The organism is Stenotrophomonas maltophilia group sp. Smal13 (genome assembly GCF_030236855.1).
Taxonomy (GTDB): Bacteria; Pseudomonadota; Gammaproteobacteria; order Xanthomonadales; family Xanthomonadaceae; genus Stenotrophomonas; species Stenotrophomonas maltophilia_A.
Window position 1 is genome coordinate 20,413 of sequence record NZ_JASJSQ010000045.1, and the last position, 19,659, is coordinate 40,071.

The 19,659-nt window shown below is 67.8% G+C and carries 18 protein-coding genes; 5 read left to right on the forward strand and 13 right to left on the reverse strand.

Annotated elements, in window-relative coordinates; genetic code table 11:
- Positions 1 to 2 precede the first annotated feature (2 nt).
- Positions 3 to 470 (reverse strand): YiiD C-terminal domain-containing protein, encoded by a 468-nt coding sequence (locus tag QRO95_RS15265; RefSeq protein WP_285302933.1) that lies wholly within the window; start codon positions 468 to 470, stop codon positions 3 to 5.
- A gap of 35 nt (positions 471 to 505) precedes the next feature.
- On the opposite strand from QRO95_RS15265, the gene QRO95_RS15270 reads away from it, so the two are divergent.
- The 3 genes from QRO95_RS15270 (at position 506) to QRO95_RS15280 (ending at position 3,699) form a co-directional block, all read left to right on the forward strand.
- Positions 506 to 1,315: a uroporphyrinogen-III synthase gene (locus QRO95_RS15270; protein ID WP_180844570.1), complete on the forward strand. Its 810-nt coding sequence runs from the start codon at positions 506 to 508 to the stop codon at positions 1,313 to 1,315.
- A gap of 104 nt (positions 1,316 to 1,419) precedes the next feature.
- Complete coding sequence (locus QRO95_RS15275) at positions 1,420 to 2,397, forward strand: uroporphyrinogen-III C-methyltransferase (protein WP_285302934.1); 978 nt, start codon at positions 1,420 to 1,422, stop codon at positions 2,395 to 2,397.
- Between the two features lie 6 nt (positions 2,398 to 2,403).
- Complete coding sequence (locus tag QRO95_RS15280) at positions 2,404 to 3,699, forward strand: heme biosynthesis HemY N-terminal domain-containing protein (protein ID WP_032130162.1); 1,296 nt, start codon at positions 2,404 to 2,406, stop codon at positions 3,697 to 3,699.
- A 220-nt stretch (positions 3,700 to 3,919) separates the two neighbouring features.
- Here the strand turns inward: QRO95_RS15280 and QRO95_RS15285 are convergent, their stop codons facing one another.
- Entirely contained in the window at positions 3,920 to 5,215 is a 1,296-nt protein-coding gene (locus QRO95_RS15285; RefSeq protein WP_099551602.1) for an acetyl-CoA C-acetyltransferase, read from the reverse strand.
- A 93-nt stretch (positions 5,216 to 5,308) separates the two neighbouring features.
- Here QRO95_RS15285 and QRO95_RS15290 point away from each other — a divergent pair, with 93 nt between their 5' ends.
- Positions 5,309 to 6,196: a hypothetical protein gene (locus QRO95_RS15290; protein WP_049423143.1), complete on the forward strand. Its 888-nt coding sequence runs from the start codon at positions 5,309 to 5,311 to the stop codon at positions 6,194 to 6,196.
- Positions 6,197 to 6,313: 117 nt separating this feature from the next.
- On the opposite strand, the gene QRO95_RS15295 is transcribed toward QRO95_RS15290, so the two are convergent.
- The 11 genes from QRO95_RS15295 to glnA all read right to left on the reverse strand — a co-directional run bounded on the left by QRO95_RS15295 (position 6,314) and on the right by glnA (position 18,573).
- Positions 6,314 to 6,940 (reverse strand): superoxide dismutase family protein, encoded by a 627-nt coding sequence (locus QRO95_RS15295; protein ID WP_285302935.1) that lies wholly within the window; start codon positions 6,938 to 6,940, stop codon positions 6,314 to 6,316.
- Between the two features lie 31 nt (positions 6,941 to 6,971).
- Positions 6,972 to 7,541 carry a superoxide dismutase family protein gene (locus QRO95_RS15300; RefSeq protein ID WP_014035519.1) on the reverse strand — a complete coding sequence of 190 codons (570 nt, stop codon included), beginning with the start codon at positions 7,539 to 7,541 and terminating at the stop codon, positions 6,972 to 6,974.
- 93 nt (positions 7,542 to 7,634) lie between these two features.
- Complete coding sequence (gene ntrC, locus QRO95_RS15305; RefSeq protein WP_279913418.1) at positions 7,635 to 9,083, reverse strand: nitrogen regulation protein NR(I); 1,449 nt, start codon at positions 9,081 to 9,083, stop codon at positions 7,635 to 7,637.
- Positions 9,076 to 10,137 (reverse strand): nitrogen regulation protein NR(II), encoded by a 1,062-nt coding sequence (locus QRO95_RS15310; protein WP_132808743.1) that lies wholly within the window; start codon positions 10,135 to 10,137, stop codon positions 9,076 to 9,078. Before QRO95_RS15310 ends, ntrC begins: the two co-directional genes overlap by 8 nt.
- Before the next feature lie 115 nt (positions 10,138 to 10,252).
- The gene (locus tag QRO95_RS15315) at positions 10,253 to 12,298 is read right to left on the reverse strand and encodes a TonB-dependent receptor (protein ID WP_032130156.1); all 2,046 of its coding nucleotides are present in this window, start codon (positions 12,296 to 12,298) and stop codon (positions 10,253 to 10,255) included.
- 140 nt (positions 12,299 to 12,438) lie between these two features.
- Entirely contained in the window at positions 12,439 to 12,753 is a 315-nt protein-coding gene (locus tag QRO95_RS15320; protein WP_032130155.1) for a hypothetical protein, read from the reverse strand.
- 84 nt (positions 12,754 to 12,837) lie between these two features.
- Positions 12,838 to 14,013 (reverse strand): murein transglycosylase A, encoded by a 1,176-nt coding sequence (locus QRO95_RS15325; protein WP_285302936.1) that lies wholly within the window; start codon positions 14,011 to 14,013, stop codon positions 12,838 to 12,840.
- A 67-nt stretch (positions 14,014 to 14,080) separates the two neighbouring features.
- Positions 14,081 to 14,827: an N-acetylmuramoyl-L-alanine amidase gene (locus tag QRO95_RS15330; RefSeq protein WP_285302937.1), complete on the reverse strand. Its 747-nt coding sequence runs from the start codon at positions 14,825 to 14,827 to the stop codon at positions 14,081 to 14,083.
- 177 nt (positions 14,828 to 15,004) lie between these two features.
- Positions 15,005 to 16,435 (reverse strand): ammonium transporter, encoded by a 1,431-nt coding sequence (locus QRO95_RS15335; RefSeq protein ID WP_071228817.1) that lies wholly within the window; start codon positions 16,433 to 16,435, stop codon positions 15,005 to 15,007.
- A gap of 21 nt (positions 16,436 to 16,456) precedes the next feature.
- Positions 16,457 to 16,795: a P-II family nitrogen regulator gene (locus QRO95_RS15340; RefSeq protein ID WP_004134334.1), complete on the reverse strand. Its 339-nt coding sequence runs from the start codon at positions 16,793 to 16,795 to the stop codon at positions 16,457 to 16,459.
- 368 nt (positions 16,796 to 17,163) lie between these two features.
- Positions 17,164 to 18,573, reverse strand: a complete 1,410-nt coding sequence (gene glnA, locus QRO95_RS15345; protein WP_004153533.1) for a type I glutamate--ammonia ligase — start codon at positions 18,571 to 18,573, stop codon at positions 17,164 to 17,166.
- Positions 18,574 to 18,797: 224 nt separating this feature from the next.
- Between glnA and QRO95_RS15350 the strand changes: the two genes are divergently transcribed.
- Positions 18,798 to 19,592 carry an undecaprenyl-diphosphate phosphatase gene (locus tag QRO95_RS15350; protein ID WP_012509682.1) on the forward strand — a complete coding sequence of 265 codons (795 nt, stop codon included), beginning with the start codon at positions 18,798 to 18,800 and terminating at the stop codon, positions 19,590 to 19,592.
- Positions 19,593 to 19,659: the final 67 nt, after the last annotated feature.

The following is a 19,659-nucleotide window of genomic DNA, read 5'->3' on the forward strand; positions in this document are numbered from 1 at the left end:
TCCTACCCTTTGGCGAAGGCAACGAAGCGACCGCTGAACTCGGCGGCGGGCTTGCCATCGGCACCGGGCTGGATGGCGATGATGCTGATGCGGGCCTTGCGGCGCTGGCGGAAGGTGTTCAGGAAGGCATCCCAGCCAGTGGCCTCGGCCGCTTCGGCATGGGCGTGCAGGTCTTCGTAGACCGGTGCCAGGTAGCGCAGGTTGCTGTCGGCCACGTAGACCTCGGCATCGTGGCCGGCCAGGCGCAGGCGCAGGCTGACCAGCGCCCAGCCGGACAGGGTCAGCACCGAGGCCAGGCTGCCACCGAAGGCGTTGCCCTTGTCGTTGACGTTGGCGGCCAGCGGCGCGGTGATGCGCAGCACGCCATCGGCATAGCCGTCGAGCTGGATCTGCATGGCGCGGACCGCCGGCATGCAGTCAAGCACGTCCTGCAGGGCGGCCAGCGAGGAAGTCAGAGCATCAACGGACATCGGAGCAGGGACCACGACAACGAAGGGCCCGCATAATGCAGGCAATGGCCGACCATACGATACCCACTGGCGCCGCCGGTTCCGAACCGGGCTGGACCTTCATTTCGCTGCGACCGCAGGGCCAGAATTCCGCGCTGCGCCGCGCCGTTGCTGGGCTGGGCGGGCATGTGCTGGCCCTGCCACCCTGGCGCCTGCAGCGCCTGAACGGCACGCCAGTGGTGCACCAGCTGCAACGCGCGCTGAACTGCGATCGGGTGGTGTTCACCAGCCCGGCCGCCGTTACCGCAGCCGCCACCCTGTTGCCACTGGCCGAGGCACAACGCAGCCCGTGGCTGACCGTGGGCGAAGGCACCGCGCGCGCGCTGCGGGCGCAGGGTGTCGCCGAGGTGCATGCGCCGCAGCGGATGGACAGCGAGGGCCTGCTGGCGCTGCCGGTACTGGCGGACGTACGCGGCCTGCGCATCGGGCTGGTGACCGCCCCCGGCGGACGCGGCCTGATTGCTGCGCAGCTGCAGGCGGCCGGTGCCAGCATCGAACGCGCCGACGTCTACCAGCGCCGATTGCTGCGCCTGTCGCCCCGCACATTGGCTCGATTGGCGCATTCAGCGTATCCGTGGGTGCTGGCGGTCAGCAGTGGTGAGGCGTTGCTGCATTTCTGGCAGCAGCTTCCGCCGGCATTGCAGCAACGCTGTCAGGCACATGCCACCGCCGTCGTGGCCAGCGAACGGCTGGGCGAACAGGCGCACGCATTGGGGCTGCAGCGCGTGGTGCGCGCGGCCGGGCCCACCACCGCGCAGCTGGTGGCGGCTGCACACGCCACGCTCACCGTCCCGGCAGCGAACTGAACAGGGACGTGGGTCACGCTTGCCGCTGTGGTCGGCAACAGTGATGCTGTGCACAACGCGGCCTGCCGGAACCTGACCGGCGACGGTGCCGACAAGGAAGCCCCATGAACGAGACTCCGCCCGTTTCCCCGCCCCGTCGACCCGTGCGCTGGCTGCTGCCGCTGGCCGGGGTGGTCGTGCTTGGCGTGGGCGGCTATGCCGGCTGGTACGCCTGGCAGCAGCAACAAAACGAACAGGAAGCGCAGGCGCAGACCACGGCCGTACAGCTGCAGGGCCTGCAGGCGACGCTGGATGCATTGCGCCGCGACCAGCGCGCAACCAGCCAGCGCCTGCAGGATGCGGCGACCACCAACCGCGTGCTGCGCGACGAGATGCTGGGCCTTTCCCAGCGCAGTGCGCTGCTGGAAGAGAACCTGGCCAAGCTGGCCGACAGCGCCAACCAGGGCCGTCAGGCGGTACAGCGCGATGAGGCCGAACTGCTGCTGACCCAGGCGGCGCAGCGCCTGAACTACGCCGACGACGTGGAAGGCGCACGCCGCCTGTATGCACAGGCCGCCACCGCGCTGGCCGATCTGCCCGACAGCGACGGCCTGAACCTGCGCCAGGCCCTGGTACAGGAACGCGATGCACTGGATGCGCTGGGCACCGGCCCGCGCGTGCAATCGCTGCAGCGGTTGGATGCCCTGGCCAAGGCCCTGCAGGGCCTGCCCTCGCAGGTGACGGGTAGCACCGCGCCCGGCGCCGGCAAGCCCTGGTGGCAGGCCACGCTGGCACCGTTCGTGGACATCACCCCGAGCCGCCAGAATGGCCCGCTGACCGCCGCCGAACGCCGCAATGCCGACGATGCGCTGCAGCTGGAACTGACCCTGGCGCGTGCCGCAATCGAACGTGGCGACCGCACCGGTCGCGATACCGCGTTGGCGCGCGTGGAACACTGGGCACAGCGGCGTTGGCCGGATTCACCGGCCCTGCGCGCGCAACGTGCTGAACTGAAGGCCTTGCGCGAGCTTCCGCTGCAGGCCAGCAACAGCGTTCTTGGCAGCACCCTGCAGCAACTGCGCACCCAGACCGACCGGAGGTAATCCCCCATGAAACCCCTGCAATCCCTGGTCGTGCTGTTGCTGGCCGTGGCCATCGGCGTGGTGGCCGCGCAATGGCTCGGCGCCGATGACCTCAACCGCTTCGGCGAAGTGACCCTGCGCTACGGCGGCTACGACTACCACAGCAACCTGCCCAAGGTGGCACTGCTGTCGGTGATCGCGGTGCTGGTGCTGTGGCTGCTGTGGAGCCTGATCGCAGCACCGTTCCGCGCTTGGGGCCGCTACCGCCGCAAGCAGGGCCGGGTGCGCCTGATCGACGGCCTGCAGGCCTATGAGCACGGCCAGTGGCAGCGTGCCGAAAAGCTGCTGGATGGTGCCGCCAAGGATCCGGAAGTGAGCGCGGTGGCGCTGGCCAATGCCGTGCGAAGTGCGCAGGCACGTGCCGACGGCCCCGCCGGTGAAGCCCTGCTGCAGCGCCTGGGCGAGAGCGATGCCACCCTGCAGGCGCTTCTACGCGCCGAACAGCTGCTGGCGCGCGATCTGCCGGTGGATGCGATCAACGCGTTGGATGTGGCGACGATCCAGCCGCTGCCGCCGCGCGGCCTGTGGCTGCGTACCGAAGCGCTGGCACAGGCCGGCCGCGCCCACGAGGCGTATGGCCAGCTGGGTGCACTGCGCCAGAGCAAGGTGCTGCCGGCCGACGCCAACAGCGAACTGGAAGCACGCCTGGCCGCACAGGCACTACTGGAAGCGGCCGACGTCAATGCGCTGGCCGCGCAGTGGGAAGCCACGCCGAAGGCGCTGCGCCCGACCCCGGATGTGGTCGGTGCGTATGCCAGCCGTGCGGTTGCGTTGAACTGGGACGAACCGGCGCTGCTGGCGTTGGAACAGGCACTGGACCAGCGTTGGGATGACGAACTGGTGGCGCTGTATGGCCGCCTGCCGGCCGAGCGCCTGGCCACGCGTCAGGCCAACCTCGCGCGCTGGCGCAACGTGCACGACAGCTCGGCTGCGCTGCGCCTGGCACAGGGCCGCGTGGCCCTGGCCCAGCAGCAGTGGGATGCCGCCGATGCGTTCCTGCACGAGGCCATCGCCGCGGGCGCCGGTGCCCCGGCGTGGGAGGCACTGGGTGAGCTGTTCGCACAGCGTGGCGAGCACGCGCTGGCCGCGCAGTGCCTGGCCAATGCGCTGCGACTGCAGCGTGGCGAGGACAGCGTGGAACTGGTGCGCGGCACCGAAGCGCCGCTGCGTGCCACTGTGGAGGAGCAGCCGGTTACGGTGCAGCCGCCGGTGTATGACGCCAACGAAGAGCGCGACGAATTCGGCAATCCACGGTTGCCGTGAAGCGTGCCGACCAACGGTCGGCACCCACCGGAGCAGAAAAAACGCCGCCCATTGGGCGGCGTTTTCATCTGTGGAACCCGGTAGTCGCCAACCTTGGTTGGCGCTCTGACATCTTCCGAACGATGACATCGCATGGCCGACCAAGGTCGGCATCTACCAAAGCAGATCCAGCGCGCATTCCCGGTAGTCGCCAACCTTGGTTGGCGCGCGGTCGCAGCGATCAGCGCTCGACGATCGCCACTACGCCCATGCCGCCGGCGGTGCAGATCGACACCAGCGCGCGGCCACCGCCGCGTTCGGCCAGCTGCTTGGCTGCGGTGGCGATGACGCGTGCGCCAGTCGCCGCGAACGGGTGGCCGGTGGCCAGCGACGAGCCCAGCAAGTTGATCTTGTCCGGGTCGATGCGACCCAGCGGTGCATCCAGGCCCAGGCGATTGCGGCAGTAATCCTCGCTCTCCCACGCACGCAGGGTGCACAGCACCTGCGCGGCAAAAGCTTCGTGGATCTCGTAGATGTCGAAGTCCTGCAGGGTCAGGCCGTTGCGCTTGAGCATCTCCGGCACGGCCACGGTCGGCGCCATCAGCAGGCCTTCGCCATGCACGAAGTCCACCGCCGAGACGTGCGCGTCACGCAGATAGGCCTGCGGCTCATGGCCGTGGGCACGCGCCCACTCTTCGCTGGCCAGCAGCACGGCGGCGGCGCCGTCGGTCAGCGGCGTGGAGTTGGCGGCGGTGAGCGTGCCGCGGCCGGAGACCTTGTCGAACGCCGGCTTCAGCGTGGCCAGCTTCTCCAGCGAAGTATCAGGGCGCAGGATGTTGTCACGCTCGACACCACGGAACGGTGCGATCAGGTCGTTGAAGAAACCGCGCTCATAGGCAGCAGCCAGCTTCTTGTGCGACGACACCGCCCACTCGTCCTGCGAGTCACGCGAGATGTTCCATTCCTTGGCCATGTCCTCGCAGTGGTCACCCATGCTCTTGCCGGTGCGCGGCTCGGCCACGCCCGGGAACTCGGGCTTGAGCTCGGAGAACTTGAAGCCAGCGGTCAGCGCGCGGATCTTGTCACCAGTGCTCTTGGCACGGTTGGCGGCCAGCAGGCGCGCGCGCAGCTTCTTGCCGTAGACGATCGGCACGTCGGAGGTTGTGTCCGAACCGCCACCGATACCCGATTCGATCTGGCCCAGCGCGATCTTGTTGGCAACCGTGATGATGCTGTCCAGCGAGGTGCCGCAGGCACGCTGCAGGGTGATGCCCGGGGTCAACGGCGACAGGCCGGAGGACAGCGTGGCTTCGCGGCCCAGGTTCCAGTCGCTGGAGTGCTTGATCACCGCACCCATCGCCACTTCACCCAGCTGCTGGCCATGCAGGCCGAAACGTTCGACCAGCGCGCCCAGCGTACGGACCGACATGCCGAGGTTGCCGACATCCGAATACGCGGTGTTCTGGCGGCAGAACGGAATGCGGACGCCACCGAGGATGGCGACGGGACGAGCGTTGGGCATGGAGATACCTGGCATGGATGAGGGTGTCTGCAACATGGCCTGCACGACGGAGCAGGCATAATGGAGCCAAGTGTAGCTGCCGCCCTGTGATGGGCCAACCGTGGAACCATGAGCAAACCCGACCCCGCGATGAATGCCCTTGGCGTGCTGGCCCTGGAACTGGCCGGCGGCGAAATCCCCCGCCAGGCGGTGCTCAGCGCCGAACAGGCCGGTGAACTGGCCGATCGCGTCGGCCGCGACCTGTCCAAGCTGGTGCCGCAGGTGGCCGAGCTGGACCTGGTGTTCGCCGCCGCCCATTTCGACCCGGCCGAAGTACTGCGCCCGGGCTGGCCGATCCATCGCCGCCTGGAAGAACTGCAGATGCGTGCCCCGGGCCGTAACCAGGGCCCGCGCCTGCTGGCCTTCGGTACCGATGCCAACGGTGACGTGCCGCTGCCGTTCCAGGCCGATGCCAGCCTGGTGGGCGGTGGCCTGCGCGTGGTGCCGTTCCTGCTGACCGGCAGCGACGTGGCGACGACCAATGCAGTGGCCGAGGCGCTGGAAGACACGCTGCTGGCCAACGGCATGGCGCATGCCGATACCGCGTTGATGGCGCAGAACACCTTCGGTGCCCGCATCGAGCATGCGCGCTATTTCACCGTGAATGATCTGGCCGCGATGATGTCGATGCAGTACGACAATCAAGGCCTGGCCGCGCTGTGGCCGCTGATCGAGACCGCGATCATGGCCCCGGGCGAGGACGAATGGCTCAACGCCGCGCCCGAGCCGCTGCTGCGCTACACGCACGGCGAGGCACGCATGGCGCTGTTCGATCCGGCCGGCTGGTGCGCGCACTACAACCACGGCAAGAACGACTGCGACCGCCTGAAGGGCATCTACGAGCAGTTCCTGATGCGCCAGCGGCAGATGGCCGCGGTGCTGGAAGCGCACGGCGTGCCGGTGCTGTTCGTGCACTGCGAGGCCGGGCAGGACGCGCGCGAGTTGCTGGCGCGCTGATGCGGGTGTTGGTAGTGCCGGCCGCTGGCCGGCGACCTCCGGATCTGCGATTGCCGGCCAGCGGCCGGCACTACCGATAAAGAAAAACGCCGGCTTGCGCCGGCGTTTTCTGATGGCTTACTGCGCCTTCTGGATCACTGCGCAGGCCAGGCGCGCACCGGCGTTGCCGGTCGGCTGGGTCTTGTAGTCATCCGCATCGGCGTGGACGATCAGGCCGCGGCCGATGATGTCGAAGTCATCGCCCTTGCCGATGTTGACGTTGCTCGACACCGGGCCGTCGATGGTGGCCACGCCCTTGTCGTCGGCCTTGATGTTGGGCATGTCGCCACCGTGGTGCGGATCGGCGGACACGCTGCCGTGATCCTGCTTGCCCGGGTTGAAGTGGCCACCGGCGCTCATGCCGTCCGGCGCGCTGCAGTCGCCCTTCTCGTGGATGTGGAAGCCGTGCTCGCTGCCCGGCTTCAGGCCGCTGATCTGGCCGGTCACGTGGACCTTGCCGTCAACCACCTTGAAGGTGACGCTGCCCTTGGCCTCGTTGCCCTGGGTCGGTGCCAGCTCGGCGGTGGCCGAGGCGTCGGCCGCCGGGGCGGCAGCGGGTGCCGGTGCTGCGGCTGGTTCAGTGGTTGCGCCCTCGGCCGGCGCGGCCGGCGGGGTTTCAGTCTGCGGAGCGGCCGGCTGCTGGCCGCAGGCCGCCAGGCCCAGCGCGGCGATGGCCGCAAACAGCGAAGTGTGGATCAAACGCATGGAATCTCTCCCTGGATGATGCCTGCAGTGATCAGCGGACAACCCGGATCACGCCACAGGCGATGCGGACGCCGGCATTGCCGGCGGGCTGGCTGCGATAGTCGTCGGCGTTGGCATGCACGACCAGTGCACGTCCGGCGATATCGGTGGCGGCGCCTCCGCCAAGGGTAACGCCCTTGAGGTGGATATCGACGTTGGCGCGGCCCTGGGCGTCGGCACGCAGATTGTCCATGTCGCCCAGGTGGTGCTTGCCGGTGCCGGCGCGGCCATGCGCAGCGCCACCGGGATTGAAGTGATTGCCGGCACTGCTGGCATCCACCGCGCTGCAGTCACCGCGCTCGTGGATGTGGAAACCGGCCTGCTGCATCGGCTGCAGGCCACCGATCAGCCCGGTGATGTGGATGCCACCGGGCTCCACCATCAGCGCGATGCGGCCACTGACGATGCTGGCCGAGGCCGGCGACAGATTGGCCTCGGCCTGCTTGGCGGCGCTGACCACGGTCGGCGGTGGCGGGGTGGGTTCGGCCTTCTTCGGCGCACTGCCACAGGCAGACAGCAGCACGGCGGCGGACAACGGCAGGATGGCAAAGGACAGACGCATCGAAGACTCCTTGCAGGTGACACTACGGACGGCATCGTCCATGAACGATCAACGGTTCGGCAAGCGGGCGCGAGGATCGCGTGCAGGGACCGTTCAATGGCCCCCGCGACGGCGCCCGGCGCCCAGCTTGCGGGTAAGGGTATTGCGGCCAAGGCCCAGGCGGGCCGCGGCTTCGGCACGGCGGCCATGGGTGATCTGCAGCGCGGCCTCCAGCAGGGCATGGTCGACCCGCGCACGCACCTGCGCGTGCAGCCCTTCCACGCCTTCGGCCAGCTGACGGCGTGCCCATTCGGCCAGCAGTGCCTCCCACTGCCCCGGATCGGCGTTGGTGGTGCTGCTGCGACGACCGCGCGTACGGTTGAGCGCGGTATCGACGTCGGCCACGCCAATGGTGTCAGCGGCGGCCAGCGCCGCCATCCGCCAGCACACGTTTTCCAGTTCGCGCACGTTGCCCGGCCAGTCGTGTTCGCGCAGCGCCTGCAGTGCGGCAGCGGTCAGGCGCTTCGGCGGGGTATCCAGCTTGCGTGCGGCGGCGCCCAGGAACGTACTTGCCAGTTGTGCGATGTCCTCGCGACGCTCGCGCAGCGGTGGCAGCTGCAGGCGCACCACGTCCAGGCGATGCAGCAGATCGGCACGGAACTTCCCCTGCGCGACCAGTCCTTCCAGATCCTGGTGGGTGGCGGCAATCACCCGCACGTCGACGCGGATCAACTCGCGGCCACCGACGCGGAAGAACTCGCCCTGTGCCAGCACGCGCAGCAGGCGGGTCTGCAGCGGCAACGGCATGTCGCCGATCTCATCCAGGAACAGGGTGCCGCCGTTGGCCTGCTCGAAGCGACCGGTATGGCGGCGCTGGGCACCGGTGAAGGCGCCGGCTTCGTGGCCGAACAACTCGCTTTCCAGCAGCTCGGACGGGATTGCAGCAGTATTGAGCGCGACGAACGGCCCCTGCGCGCGCGGCGATTCGCGATGCAGCGCATTGGCCACCAGCTCCTTGCCGGTGCCGGTTTCGCCGGTGATCAGCACCGCCAGCGGCGCCTGCGCCAGGCGGCCGATGGCACGGAACAGCGCACGCATCGGCGGGGTATCGCCCACCAGTTGCGGTGGCTGGTCGCCATGCGCTTCCGCCGCAGGTGTGGGCGCCGCCAGTGCCGGTGCAACGGCCGGCAGCACACGCTGCGCCAGCGCCACGGCGTCGTCCAGATCGAACGGCTTGGACAGGAATTCATGCGCGCCACCGCGGAACGCACCGGCCGTGCTGGCCACGTCGGTGTAGGCCGACATCACCACCACCGGCAGCTGCGGAAGCGCGGCCTTGAGCTTGTCCAACAGCACCAGGCCATCGTCACCCGGCATGCGCACATCGGTGAACAGCAACGCCGGCGGCGGGCCTTCGCTCAACGCCTGCAGGGCGGGGGCGGCGCTGTCGAAATCGACGACCTGGTAGCCCGCCTCGCGCAGCGCGGTGCACAGCACGAAACGCACGGCCCGATCGTCATCGACCACCCAGATGCGCTGCGGGGACGAAGAGGACTCAGACATCGCGTGGGGCCTCCTCGGCCGGGGCGGCGCCGTTGCCGATCGGCAGCAGCAGGGTGAACACGGTATGGCCCGGGCGCGAGCGGTAGGTCAGCGTACCGCGGTGTTCGCGCGCGACCTGCTGCGCCAGTGCCAGGCCCAGCCCGGTACCCTCGGCGCGACCACTGACCAGCGGCAGGAACAGATGCTCGGCCAGCTCCTCGGGCACGCCACGGCCGTCGTCGGCAATCTCCAGGCGCAGCGCCAGCGTGTGCAGCTGCTCGGCGATGCGTACACCGTGTTCTACGCGGGTACGCAGGGTGATGTTGCCGGCGCCGGCCTGGATCGCGTTGCGCACCAGGTTCCACACTGCCTGGGTGAGGCGGTCGGCGTCGCCGTGGAATTCGGGAATGCTGGGGTCGTAGTCGCGCTGCAGCCGTACCGCCCAGCCGGCCTCGTTCTCGGCCAGGCGCAGCACGCGTTCCAGCGCGGCATGGATGTTCAGTTCGGCATGCGGTGCGGCCGGGGCCGGCGACAGCAGCTGGTCGAGCAGGCCGTTGAGGCGCTCGATCTCGGACCCGATCAATTCGATCAGCTCACGTTCGCTGGCATCGCGCTGGGCCGCGCGGCGGGCCAGCAGCTGGGCCGCGCCCTTCAGCCCGGCCAGTGGGTTGCGCAACTCGTGGGCCAGTCCCTTCAGCGCCGCACTGAGCGCGCTGGGCAGGGCCTGGGTCGGGTCCAGCCCGGGGAATTCATCGACCGGATGCGCCTCCAGCAGCCAGCCGCCATCGTCGCGGCGGCTCATCCAGCCCTCGGCGAAGCGCGGGGCCTCGCCGGGCACCGCCAGCGCCAACCGGTTCAGGCGCAGGCTGTCGCGCTCATCGCGGGCCAGGAAATGGGCCAGGGCTTCGCCCTGCACTTCCAGTGCAGCCAGCGGCCGCCCCAGCAGGCGCCGGACGCTGACGCCCAGCCAGCGGGCGAAGGCCGGGTTGCAGCCGGCAATGCAGCCATCGGCCCCGGCCCAGGCCAACGGCGTGCCCAGGGCATCGAGGGACGGTGGGGGTGCGGGGTCGGACATTGCACCAATGTAGTGCAAAACGCGGGTCCGGGGTCGGATCCCTTTCCGTCAGGAAAGGGCCCTGACCACTGCCGCAGGGCGAGCAAGCTCGCCCACTACCGGATACGTGAGCGGGTCACAGTTTCATATTGAGGCCGACGAACACGCTACGGCCAGGGGCCGGCGAAAACATCGGGCGAGCGCTGTCCCAGAAGAAGCTGTCGTACCAGGCGTAGGCGTACTGGCGTCCGGTAACGTTCTTCAGCTGCAGGTCCACGCTCCAGCGTGGGTTGATCTGGTAGGCCGCGCTGAGGTCGAGCACGGCAAAGCCACCGAACTTTCCGGCCACATTGCGCTCCTCAAGGTAGTAGTCGCCCTGCGCGCGTGCCTGCAGGCCGAGGCGAAGCGCGTCGCTGGCGCGGTAATCCGCCCCCAGGTTGCTGATGTATCGCGGGGTGGCGGCCACTTCGCGGCCCTGCAGGGAAATGCTGGCGTCGCGGTCGTCGCGGGTGATCTTCGCTTCCTGGTAGGCGTGCGACGCCCATACCGTCCAGTCGTCGCCCAGCTGCAGGCTCAACTGCGCATCCACGCCGCGTCGGCGGGTCTTGCCCAAGGTGACCGTGGTACCGGTGGCCGGCATGTTGGACACCTCGTTTTCCGCATCCTGCTGCCATACCGCCAGACGTGCCTGGCTGCCCGCGAACGGCTGGAACTTCAGGCCCAGCTCCATGCCGGTGTTGGTGGACGGATGCATCGGCGCCTGGCCCGGGGCGAGGTAAGCCGGCGCGGTGGATCCAGTGAGCACCTGGAAAGTGCGGCCCCAGTTTGCGTAGACGTGGGTGTTCTCGCCCAGGCTGTGGATGACGCTCAGTTTGGGCTGGCCGATGCTGCCGTAATCCTGCAGCCGAGCGCTGAGGCCGTTCATCAGGTGGGTACGGCCACTGAAGCGGTCCACACGGTAGGCCGGCACGATCTTCCACGCCTCGACGGGCTGGTAGATGGCCTGCACGTAGGCGCCCCAATTGTCGAAGCTGTGGCGGTCGTTGTTCTGCACCCGTGCCGGGGCACGGCTGAAGTCGGTGGGTTCGGCGTAGGCGTAGCGATCGCGGAGGTAGCTGTTGTCCTGCTGCTCGTAGTTCAAGCCGCCCTCGACGGTAAGCGCGGGGCTGGCCTGCCAGGTGAGCGTGCTGAGCAGGCCGGTCTGCCGCTCATCCCACACGCGGCGCTGGCGCGGCAGGTTGCCGGTGGGCAGGTCGCTGAAGGTCACGCGGCGGTCGTCTTCGTAGCGGTTGTAATAGAGCCGCGTGCCGAAGGTGAGCCTCTCGGACAGTTTCATATCCAGGTGCGCGGCAATCTGGCGCATGTCGCGGTCATCGCCATCGTTGCCGTTGCGCAGGTCGCTGCCGCGGCGATGCGTGCGCAGTTCGTCGGCGGTCATGAAGCCGGGTTCTTCGGCTTCGTGGTGGTATGCACGCGCGGTCAGGCCCACGCGCAGGCCCTCGTCCAGCGAGCCGTAGAACCACTTGCCGCCCAGCGAATATTTCTTCGAGGTGTCGTGGTCGCGGTAGCCATCGCTGGCCTGGGTGCCGACGAAATAGTTCTGTGCGACGCCATTGGCTTCACGGCCTACCGCCAGCTGCGCATCACGGGTGTTGTAGCTGCCGTAGGCCAGCCGCGCATCGGTATAGCTGCCGCCCTGGCGCGTGCCGAAGTTCACGTTGCCGCCGATGTTGTGCAAGCCATAGCGCGGATCGTTGGTACCGCGCACTACTTCGATGTAGCTGATTTCCAGCGGGAACAGCATGTCGATGAAGCGCTGGTTGCCGCTGTTGACGTTGCTGGGGATGCCATCGATCAGCGTCTTGATGGCATTGAGGTAGCCCTCACCGTTGAAGGCGCGGAAGCTGACCTTGCCCGATTCGGCACCCTGCCGGGTTTCGGTGAGCTGGATGCCGGGCATCTGCCCGAGCAGTTCCCAGCTGTGCGAGACGTTTCGGTCTTCGATCTGGTCCGCGCCCAGCACGTCCACCGAGGTCAGCACCTGGTGTGCGCTCAGCTGGCCCTCCCCGTGCTGGTGTACCTGCACCCTGCCGAGGGTGAGTGCGGCGTCGGCCGATTGTGCGAGTGCTTCAGGGGCGAACGGAGCCGCCGCGAGGGCGGCCACCAGCGTGGAGGTTTTCATGGGGGTGGACGGGCGCAGATGAAATGTAATCATATAACATTACGCACGTCTGCCATGTGGAGTCGAGCCATGCTCGACTGCTCCTGGCAAACAGCAGTCGAGCATGGCTCGACTCTACAAAAACGGGGTGGAGCAGTGGCTTACACCGGGTAGCCGGTAGCTTCCCGGGCCTTCTTCCAGGCACTTTCGAATTCGCGCGCGGAGATTTCGTCGTCTTCGTCGAAATCCAGGAACGACACCGGCTGGTCGGCCAGCAGGAAGCGGTCATCGCTGTGGGCATGCTCGTCGGCCCAGACCATCTTGGTGCCGTAGATCTCCACCTGGCGCACGATCTTCTCGCCACGGGCTTCCATCAGCACGTTGCCCTTGCCCAGGCCCGATTCGGCCCAGTGCTTGTAGTACTTCTTCGCGGCGGATTTCGCGCCGGGTTTTGCGTTGTGCTTTGCGTAGGTCATTGCAGAGGTCCTGGCCGCAGGCGCGGTCGGAAAGTTCGGAATGGCGCCATTATCGCCCGACCTCGCAGCGCGCAGGTGAGTGCTTCACCGGGCCGACGCAGGCAACGCCACGCCCTTCGGCCACAGCATCCAGATGTTGCCCTTCTGCTTCATGTCGCCGGCCAGCTTGCCGGCGGCATCGCCGCTGCCCCAGTACAGGTCGGCGCGCACTTCACCGGCAATGGCGCCGCCGGTGTCCTGCGCGGCCACCGGGCGCACCACCGGGGTGCCGTCCGGGCGCGTGGTGGACAGCCACAGCAGGCTGCCCAGCGGCACCACGCTGCGATCCACTGCGACGCTGTAGCCGGCGGTGAGCGGCACGTTCAGTGAACCACGTGGGCCTTCCGGGCTGTCCGGGTTGCGCACGAAGAACACGTAGCTGGGGTTGCTGCGCAGCAGTTCCGGCACGCGCGCGGGATTGGCCCGGGCCCAGGCGCGGATCGCGTCCATGGTGACGTCTTCTTTCTTCAGCTGGCCCTGGTCGACCAGCCAGCGACCGATCGCGCGGTAGGGGTGGCCGTTCTGTTCCGCATAGGCCAGCCGCACCTGCGTGCCATCGGGCAGGCGCACCCGGCCCGACCCCTGGATCTGCAGCAGCTGCAGGTCCATCGGGTCGGTCAGCCAGGCCAGTACCGGCGCCTTGGCGCCCTTGGCCGCGATGGTGCCGGCGTCGTCATAGGGCTTGAGCACCTTGCCCTCGACGCGCCCGCGCAGACGCTTGCCCTTCAGCTCCGGGTAGACGCTCTCCAACTGCACCACGATCAGATCATCCGGCGTGCCGTATACCGGCACCGTCGCCTTGTCGGTACGGGTAAGACTGCCGGGGTAGATCGGCTCGTAGTAGCCGGTAATGAGCCCGTCGGCCTGGTGGCCGCCGGCACGCAGTGCATAGATATCCAAATCGCGCTGCAGGAACTGGCGGATCGCCGCCGGGTCCTTGTCCGAAACCGTCGCGGCGGTGGCGCAGGGTTTTGCCCAGACCGCATCGTTCTTCAGGCGCGTGCAGCTGCTGCGCCACGCAACGAAGCCGGCCTGCAGATCGCTGTCGGAGACCGGTGGCAGTGCACTCCATGCGGCCTTGGCATAGGTGGCCGCGGGCGGCGTGACCGGCGTCGGCACTTCGGTTCCGGTGCGGGGAGCGGTGGTGGAGCAGCCGGCGAGCACGGCCGCTGCCAGCAGGATGCAGTGCCTGCGCTTGAAGAAGGTGGCGGAATCGATCATGTCGCCATGGTGGAGTGCCGGCCGCTGGGCGGCAACCCAGCGCGGGGTCAAGCGTTCATGCGCCGGATCAGGGCGTCTGCAGCAGCAGGGAATGCAGGATGCGGGCGTCTTCGGCATCCAGCGTCTTCGGCAGGTCGTCGCGGCCACGGAAGCGGCGGTGGAAGGCGGCGACGGTGGCGTCCCGGTTGTCGAGCGGATAGCCGAAGCGGGCCAGCGCATTCCACGCGTCGAAGCCTTCCGGCGCCGCGCCGTCGGCCGCGCGCGGCCAGACGCCGAAACCGGCCTCGGCCAGCTGCTGCCACGGGAAGAACCGGCTCGGGTCCTGCTTGCGCGTCGGCGCCAGGTCGGCATGGCCGATCACCTGGCGCGGTGGGATGTTCAACCGGGTGGTGAGATCGCGCAGTAGCACGATCAGCGATTCGATCTGCGCCGCACTGAACGGGCTGCGGCCATCGTTGTCGAGCTCGATGCCGATCGAGGCGGAGTTGAGATCGGTGATGGTGCCCCAACGCCCGGCGCCGGCGTGCCAGGCGCGGCGCTCATCGGCAACCAACTGATAGCGATGGCCATCGGCACCGATCAGGTAGTGCGCGCTGACCGGTCCACCGCTGTTGGCCGTGCGCAACGTACGCAGGCTCTGCTGGACTGACTTCTGCTCGGTGTGATGGATGACGATGATGACGGGCGTGCGCGCGTTCTGGTTCGGCGACGGCACCCAGGTGGCGAGCGGGTTGCGGGTTTCCTGCGGCGCGGAGGCACAGGCGGCCAGCAGCAGGCAGGCCGAGAGCATCAGGGCGGTGCGGATCGGGTGCATGGCCCGATTGTGCGCGATCAGGCGCGATGATGCATGCTGCCGTGCCGACCAAGTGGTCGGCACCCACCAGAGCAGACCCAGACCCAGTGCCAAGCAAGCTTGGCACCTACCAGAGCAGTAGAAGTGCCGACCAACGGTCGGCACCCACAACATCAATGCAGCAGCTCGGCCGCTACTTCAGGCCTCGTACGCGGACTCGCCGTGCGAGGTCACATCCAGGCCGGTGCGCTCTGCTTCCTCGGTCACGCGCAGGCCGACCACGCTGCGCACCACCAGCAGGATCAGCGTGGTCACTACCGCCGACCAGACCACGGTCAAGCCGACGCTGACCACCTGCACCCAGACCTGATGGGCGATATCCAGATCGGCCTTGGTGCCGCCCAGCGACTGCGCGCTGAACACACCGGTGAGAATCGCGCCGACGATGCCGCCGACACCATGCACACCGAACACGTCGGCGGTGTCGTCCACCTTCAGCAGGCGCTTCAAACCAGTCACACCCCACACGCAGACCACGCCGGCGACGAAACCGATGATGATCGCGCCGAGCGGGCCGACGGTGCCGCAGGCCGGGGTGATGCCGACCAGGCCGGCCACTGCGCCCGAGGCCGCGCCCAGTGCCGACGGCTTGCCCTTGCTGATCGCTTCCACCAGCGTCCAACCGAGTACGGCAGCGGCCGTGGCCAGCACGGTATTGAGGAAGGCCAGCGAGGCGACGGTATCGGCGGCAGCGGCGGAACCCGCGTTGAAGCCGAACCAGCCGACCCACAGCAGCATCGCGCCGATATACGTGAACGGCACGTTGTGCGGCTTCAGCGCGGTCTGGCCATAGCCCAGGCGCTTGCCGACGAACCACGCGGCGACCAGACCGGCCACACCGGCGTTGATGTGGACCACGGTGCCACCGGCGAAATCGATCGCGCCCATCTCACCCAGGTAGCCGCCACCCCAGACGATGTGCGCCATCGGGATGTAGCTGAGGGTGAACCACAGCGCCGAGAACAGCAGCACCGCACGGAACTTGATGCGCTCGGCGAACGCGCCGACGATCAGCGCGGTGGTGATGCCAGCAAACGTCGACTGGAAGGCGACGAACAGGTAGTCCGGCAGGCCCTTGATCGGGGTGTTGCCGACCGACTCCGGAGTGAAGCCCTTGAGGAAGGCGAATTCGGTGAACGAGCCGAAGAACGGGTTGCCGGCGCTGAACACCGCGCTGTAGCCATAGGCCACCCACAGCAGCAGCACCAGCGAGAACACCACCAGGATCTGGCTGAGCACCGACAGCACGTTCTTCGAACGCACCAGGCCGCCATAGAACAACGCCAGGCCCGGCACCACCATCAGCAGCACCAGCAGGGTGGACGTCAGCATCCAGGCCACGTCGCCATGGTCGTAGGTCGCGGCGGCTTCAGCCGCGGCCGGTGCGGCGGCCGCAGCGACCGGATCCTGCAGCGGTTCGACCGCCACGCTTTCGCTCGGCAGCGGCGAGATCTGGGCCTGAGCGTGGGCACTGCCCGGCCACGCACCGGCGGCCAGCGCGCTGAGCAGCATCAACAGGCACACGAAGTGGAACCGGGCTTGCCACCCGGTGAGAAGGCGCATCTTCATGGGGGAGTCTCCGGAAAGGGGTTACAGCGCGTCGGCACCGATTTCGCCGGTGCGGATGCGGATGACCTGTTCGACGGCGGTGACGAAGATCTTGCCGTCACCGATCTTGCCGGTGCCTGCCGACGACTGGATCGCTTCGATCACCGCGTCGGCACGCTCGTCGGTGACCACGGTTTCGATCTTGATCTTGGGCAGGAAGTCGACGACGTACTCGGCGCCGCGATACAGCTCGGTGTGGCCCTTCTGGCGGCCGAAGCCTTTCACTTCGGTCACGGTGATGCCCGACACGCCTGCGTCGGAGAGGGCCTCGCGGACCTCGTCGAGCTTGAACGGCCGGATGATGGCGGAGATCAGTTTCATGCGCATGTCCCGAGGGTGGATGGGGCCAGCGCGCCAGCGCGCGTTGGCATCAGGCAACCAGCGGCCATCAGGGTGATGGCCGTGGCTGTTGCACCGGACACGTACAGGGCCGGGACGGCCGTGCCTCTCTCCTTGCACGACCGACGCGGGAGGGAGGGCGGCCCTGGTCGCGTATCCGGTCTCTCTTGCCCCTGTTTCAGCGGACCAACAGTCCGCTCTACCACGGCGGGCCAGCGGCCCGCTCTGCCACGGCGGGTCGGGGTCCGCTCTACCACGGCGGACCGGGGCCCGCCCTGCGGCTCCCCAGCCGCGAAGACGGAAGCGATGGCGGCGGGTGGGAGGGGGAAGCCCACCGCCATCGCCACCGGTCAGCTGGCGTAGTACAGCTGGTATTCCAGCGGGTGGGTGGCCGCGCGGAACTTGGTCACTTCCTGCATCTTCAGCGCGATGTAGCCGTCGATGAAGTCATCGCTCATCACGCCGCCGGCCTTCAGGAACTCGCGGTCCTTGTCCAGCGCTTCCAGCGCCTGGTCCAGCGAGGAGCAGACCTGCGGGATCAGCTTCTCTTCTTCCGGCGGCAGGTCGTACAGGTCCTTGTCGCTCGGTGCGCCCGGGTCGATCTGGTTCTTGATGCCGTCCAGGCCGGCCATCATCAGCGCGGTGAAGGTGAGGTAGCCGGACTGGATCGGATCCGGGAAGCGCATTTCGATGCGGCGTGCCTTCGGGTTGGACACCCACGGAATGCGGCACGAAGCCGAACGGTTGCGGGCCGAGTAGGCCAGCATCACCGGTGCTTCGTAGCCCGGCACCAGGCGCTTGTAGCTGTTGGTGCCCGAGTTGGCGAAGGCGTTGATGGCCTTGGCGTGCTTGAAGATGCCGCCGATGTACCACAGCGCCAGCTGGCTCAGGCCGCCGTAGCCGTCACCGGAGAACAGGTTGGTGCCGCCCTTGGACAGCGACTGGTGCACGTGCATGCCGCTGCCGTTGTCGCCGACGATCGGCTTGGGCATGAAGGTGACGGTCTTGCCGTTGCGGTGCGCGACGTTCTTGATCACGTACTTCATGCGCAGCAGTTCATCGGCCTTCTGCACCAGGGTGCTGAACTTGGTGCCGATCTCGCACTGGCCGGCGGTGGCCACTTCGTGGTGCTGCACTTCCACTTCGATGCCGACCTGTTCCAGGGTCTTGCACATCTCGGCGCGCAGGTCGTGCAGGGTGTCGGTCGGCGGCACCGGGAAGTAACCGCCCTTCACGCCCGGACGGTAGCCGCTGTTGGCGCCGTCGTACTTGGCGCCGCTGTTCCACGCCGCTTCTTCCGAGTCGACCTGGAAGAAGGTGTGGCCCATTTCATTGGCGAAGCGGACCGAATCGAAGATGAAGAATTCCGGCTCCGGGCCGAAGAACGCGGTTTCGGCGATGCCGGAGGACTTCAGGTAGGCCTCGGCGCGCTTGGCGATGCCGCGCGGGCAACGGCCATACGGCTGCATGGTGGCCGGGTCGAGGATGTCGCAGCTGATCACGATGGTCGGATCGGCGTAGAACGGGTCGACGTAGGCGCTGGCGGTATCCGGCAGCAGCACCATGTCCGATTCGGCGATGCCCTTCCAGCCGGCGATCGAGCTGCCATCGAACATCTTGCCTTCTTCGAACAGCGACGGCTCAACGATGCTGACCGGGAAGGTCACGTGCTGCTCAACACCACGCATGTCGACAAAGCGCAGGTCGACGAACTCGATCTGGTTGTCCTTGATCAGCTTCTCAACGTTTTCCACGGACATCGGTACGACCTCGGATGGGGATGAATGCCTGCTGAGGTACAGCAACGACCGTGCCAACTTTTCGCAGGCTGCAAGTCATTGATTTCAAAAAGGCCGCTCCGCAGCGGTGCAGAACCGTGCGCACCAAATGGGTGCAGCCGACAGCGGACGCACCCGTTTGGTGCGGCAGTGATCGTCTATCCTCTCGACCTTCTTCCTTCCTGCCGCGCGTGCCCGCACCGTCCATGTCCGACCTGCTCTCCGCCCTGTTGCTGGGCATCCTCGAAGGCTTGACCGAGTTCCTGCCGATCTCCAGCACCGGCCACCTGCTCATCGCCCAGCACTGGCTGGGTGCCCGTTCGGACTTCTTCAACATCGTCATCCAGGCCGGCGCGATCGTGGCGGTGGTACTGGTGTTCCGCCAGCGCCTGCTGCAGTTGGCCACCGGTTTCGGGCAGCGCGAGAACCGCGAGTACGTTTTCAAGCTGGGCGCGGCCTTCCTGGTCACCGCGGTGGTCGGCCTGGTGGTGCGCAAAGCCGGCTGGTCGCTGCCCGAGACGGTCAGCCCGGTGGCCTGGGCACTGATCATCGGTGGCATCTGGATGCTGCTGGTGGAGGCCTACACCGCGCGCCTGCCCGACCGCGACCAGGTGACCTGGACCGTGGCGATCGGCGTCGGCCTGGCGCAGGTGGTGGCCGGCGTGTTCCCCGGCACCTCGCGTTCGGCCTCGGCGATCTTCCTGGCCATGCTGCTGGGCCTGAGCCGCCGCGCGGCCGCCGCCGAGTTCGTGTTCCTGGTTGGCATTCCCACCATGTTCGCCGCCAGCGCCTACACCTTCCTGGAAATGGCCAAGGCCGGACAGCTGGGCAGCGAGAACTGGACCGAGGTGGGCGTGGCCTTCCTTGCCGCGGCCGTCACCGGCTTCGTCGTAGTGAAGTGGCTGATGGGCTACATCAAATCGCACAAGTTCACCGCGTTCGCGCTTTACCGAATCGCGCTGGGCGCCGCGCTGCTGCTGTGGTTGCCGTCCGGCAGCTGAACAGCGCCGGGGCACGGTAACCCCGTACCAGGCCCCACCCCGTTTCCCCCACGGTTCCCAAAGGAGA

Coding starts and splice junctions, on each gene's coding strand:
- ntrC (WP_279913418.1), bottom strand. CDS start 9,083: ATGTCTGAGTCCTCTTCGTCCCCGCAGCGCATCTGGGTGGTCGATGAC.
- QRO95_RS15350 (WP_012509682.1), top strand. CDS start 18,798: ATGTCCGACCTGCTCTCCGCCCTGTTGCTGGGCATCCTCGAAGGCTTG.
- QRO95_RS15330 (WP_285302937.1), bottom strand. CDS start 14,827: ATGCACCCGATCCGCACCGCCCTGATGCTCTCGGCCTGCCTGCTGCTG.
- QRO95_RS15265 (WP_285302933.1), bottom strand. CDS start 470: ATGTCCGTTGATGCTCTGACTTCCTCGCTGGCCGCCCTGCAGGACGTG.
- QRO95_RS15290 (WP_049423143.1), top strand. CDS start 5,309: ATGAGCAAACCCGACCCCGCGATGAATGCCCTTGGCGTGCTGGCCCTG.
- QRO95_RS15315 (WP_032130156.1), bottom strand. CDS start 12,298: ATGAAAACCTCCACGCTGGTGGCCGCCCTCGCGGCGGCTCCGTTCGCC.
- glnA (WP_004153533.1), bottom strand. CDS start 18,573: ATGTCCGTGGAAAACGTTGAGAAGCTGATCAAGGACAACCAGATCGAG.
- QRO95_RS15295 (WP_285302935.1), bottom strand. CDS start 6,940: ATGCGTTTGATCCACACTTCGCTGTTTGCGGCCATCGCCGCGCTGGGC.
- QRO95_RS15310 (WP_132808743.1), bottom strand. CDS start 10,137: ATGTCCGACCCCGCACCCCCACCGTCCCTCGATGCCCTGGGCACGCCG.
- QRO95_RS15300 (WP_014035519.1), bottom strand. CDS start 7,541: ATGCGTCTGTCCTTTGCCATCCTGCCGTTGTCCGCCGCCGTGCTGCTG.
- QRO95_RS15270 (WP_180844570.1), top strand. CDS start 506: ATGCAGGCAATGGCCGACCATACGATACCCACTGGCGCCGCCGGTTCC.
- QRO95_RS15340 (WP_004134334.1), bottom strand. CDS start 16,795: ATGAAACTGATCTCCGCCATCATCCGGCCGTTCAAGCTCGACGAGGTC.
- QRO95_RS15335 (WP_071228817.1), bottom strand. CDS start 16,435: ATGAAGATGCGCCTTCTCACCGGGTGGCAAGCCCGGTTCCACTTCGTG.
- QRO95_RS15285 (WP_099551602.1), bottom strand. CDS start 5,215: ATGCCAGGTATCTCCATGCCCAACGCTCGTCCCGTCGCCATCCTCGGT.
- QRO95_RS15280 (WP_032130162.1), top strand. CDS start 2,404: ATGAAACCCCTGCAATCCCTGGTCGTGCTGTTGCTGGCCGTGGCCATC.
- QRO95_RS15320 (WP_032130155.1), bottom strand. CDS start 12,753: ATGACCTACGCAAAGCACAACGCAAAACCCGGCGCGAAATCCGCCGCG.
- QRO95_RS15325 (WP_285302936.1), bottom strand. CDS start 14,013: ATGATCGATTCCGCCACCTTCTTCAAGCGCAGGCACTGCATCCTGCTG.
- QRO95_RS15275 (WP_285302934.1), top strand. CDS start 1,420: ATGAACGAGACTCCGCCCGTTTCCCCGCCCCGTCGACCCGTGCGCTGG.